The 2,661-nt window shown below is 63.2% G+C and carries 3 protein-coding genes; 1 reads left to right on the top strand and 2 read right to left on the bottom strand.

The window, feature by feature from the left end:
* On the top strand, positions 1 to 354 hold a 354-nt coding region (locus WAN02_RS02495), incomplete at its 5' end, for an SDR family oxidoreductase (RefSeq protein ID WP_422262532.1).
* A gap of 84 nt (positions 355 to 438) precedes the next feature.
* On the opposite strand, the gene WAN02_RS02490 is transcribed toward WAN02_RS02495, so the two are convergent.
* The gene (locus WAN02_RS02490; RefSeq protein ID WP_422262531.1) at positions 439 to 1,536 is read right to left on the bottom strand and encodes a dihydrodipicolinate reductase; all 1,098 of its coding nucleotides are present in this window, start codon (positions 1,534 to 1,536) and stop codon (positions 439 to 441) included.
* Between the two features lie 143 nt (positions 1,537 to 1,679).
* Positions 1,680 to 2,661: phosphotransferase family protein (locus tag WAN02_RS02485; RefSeq protein WP_422262529.1), on the bottom strand; the 982-nt coding region annotated here is incomplete at its 5' end.

Raw genomic sequence — 2,661 nt, 5'->3', positions numbered from 1 at the left:
GGGAGCGGCTCGATCATCAACATTTCCTCTATCGAGGGCCTTCGTGGGGCCCCGCTGGCGCACCCATACGTGGCTTCCAAATGGGCAGTTCGCGGTCTGACGAAATCGGCCGCTCTCGAATTGGCCCCGCACAACATCAGAGTCAACTCGGTGCATCCGGGATTCATCCGGACCCCCATGACCGCGCACCTGCCCGAAGACTTGGTCACCGTTCCACTCGGCCGCGCCGGCGACGCCCACGAGGTTGCGACGTTCGTGCTGTTTCTCGCCAGCGACGAATCGAGCTATTCCACCGGCAGCGAGTTCATCGTCGACGGCGGCCTGGTGACGGCGGTACCAACCAAGCCCGCGTGAAACATAACTCGGGTCAACATGATTGATTTGGTTGAGGTGGCGCGCTGCTGCGGTTGTGGCTGTTGTGCTTCCCAAGGATCGGCGTCAATTCAGCGGACGGCCCTTAAATCGGCCCGCGAACCCGCGCAGCGGGAGGTCGGCGCTGGTGACTATGCCCGGAGCCTGTGCGACGACTGACTTGATCGCATAGAGAGCGGGCATGCCGGGCATGGACGTGCCAAGGGAGGCGAAGTCGTCCGGGTTGGACAGGTCGGCGCCGGGCTTGGGGAAGACCATGTACTTGTTGTAGATAGTTGGGTCGCCCTTGATGCGGGTGATATAGCAGCCCTTGATGTCCCAGCTCGGGTCCGTGTGTGGGGTCATCTGCCACTCCAGGTGCGTCTCGACCCGTGGAACTCCGTCCACCATGCCCTGGTACTTGATGTAGGTGCCCCCCAACGAGCCCTTGGGCAGCACGTACCAGCCCAGGTCGACGTCTTTGGTGCAGGCGCCAAGTTCGTATGTGAACCCGACCTCGTCGAGTTCCAGATCGAAGCAGTCGGCCATCATCAGCACGCTGTCGGCGAAAACGCGCGTGAACTTCTCCAGCTTCGACGGAAGCTCCGGATCGTCGACCGGGAGCCCAAAGCCGACCTCGGTCCAGGTGCCCTTGGAGTGGTGACACGACACGTCGACCGACTCGATGGTGGTGATGTTCTCGATGTCAGCGACGTCGGCTGAGCACACCACGCCGAGGATCTGGTTCAGGCCTGGGTTCATCCCGGTGCCGTAGAACGTCGACCCGCCCTTTTCGCAGGCGTCCTGGAGGAGTTGGGTCACCGGCTTGCCCGAGTGGTGGGGGTGATTACGGTCGCGGTGCCAGCCAGTGATCCAGTCGGCAGTGGTGACGATGTTGATCCCAGCTTCGAGGACTTTGACGTAGAGGTCCTCATCGGGGAATACGCCGTGGAAGGTAAGCACGTCGGGCTTGGCCGCGAGGATCTCCTCGATGGTGCCGGTGGTCTTCACTCCGTTGGGTGCTACGCCGGCCAGTTCGCCTGCGTCCCGGCCGATCTTGTCCGGCGAGTAGCAGTGCACTCCAATCAATTGCAGGTCGGGCTGGGTTGCGAAGCGCTTGATCATTTCGGAGCCGACGTTGCCGGTGGCCACTTGGAACACCTTGATGGGTGGGGCAGCGGTCATGGTATGCCTTCCTGTTCTGGCCATTTGCTTGGTTCGTTAGTGATTGTGGGAGTTAGGATTTACTGTTCTCGATCTTTGACCTCCATCGGGGAGGTTTGATTTAGTTGCGGGAGTTGCGGTTTCGGTCGCCGGCACGCTTGGGGCTAGCTCACCGTGAGGTCGCGGACGAGGGGCAGGGTGTCTAGTTCGCGGATGGCGCGGCACCCCCGGTGCAGCATCGTCAAAAACATTTCAGTGCCGCGGTCGGTGACCGCGGATGAAGCGAATCCGAGAGTGGTGAGCAGCGGTACCTGAAGCATGCCCAGTCGATAGTCACGCCAGCACTCGGTGTCGGGGTAATCGCGCACGCCGTGCGCCCGTAAGGCGTTGTGGTACCGCAAGACGAGGCGGCGTTCGTGGGACTTGCGCAGTTGAGGTTGCAGGCTGGTGCCGAAGAAGTAGGCCAGGTCGCGGGCGGGCAGGCCCACGGTCAGGGTCTGCCAGTCGACGACGGTGATGGTGGCACCGGCGGGGTCGAACAGCATGTTGTCGATGCGGTAGTCACCATGCAACAGGGCGAAGCGGTCGGCTTCCAGCAGTAGCCACGCTTCGATGAGGTCGGCCACATCGACGAGGGTTTCCTGGTCCTCACTGACAAGCCGGTCCCCGAGGAACATGATCGTCACGTCGGTGGCCGCACGCACGAGGTCGCCGAACCCGCGGGCGAGGTCGCGGTCGGCTTTGGGCATCGGTGCGTCGGTGAACTCCAGCCACGCTGGGTCACACCATCGTGGTCCGTGCAGGCCGGCCAGCGCCTCGACCGCCAACTGGGCCTGTGCCGGTGTGCAGCCGGCGATCTGGTCGCCTTGAACCGCTGGAGCCATATCGGCCATCACGAGGACGAAGTCGGTTCCGTCACAGTCGATGGCGCAGTGATACACGGTGGGCAACGGCACCGCGACCGTGTGCGCGACATCGCGGTAGAAGGCGTGTTCGGCGCGGTAACCCAACGCAACACGGTCGCGCACGGTGTCGTCCTGGGAGGCCAGTTTCACCACCAACGACGACGGCAGCTGCACCGCTTGGGCGTAGGTGGGAACGACGCGATAGGTGGCACCGGTCTGGCCGGTGCCGACCGGCTCGACG

This window comes from Mycobacterium sp. (genome assembly GCF_049281135.1).
Lineage (GTDB): Bacteria > Actinomycetota > Actinomycetes > Mycobacteriales > Mycobacteriaceae > Mycobacterium.
The sequence above is the reverse complement of the archived record's forward strand: the minus strand, read 5'-3'. Positions and strand labels throughout refer to the sequence as shown.

Bases quoted from the DNA above. Each gene is read 5' to 3' on its own strand.
- WAN02_RS02490 (WP_422262531.1), bottom strand. From the start codon at position 1,536: ATGACCGCTGCCCCACCCATCAAGGTGTTCCAAGTGGCCACCGGCAAC.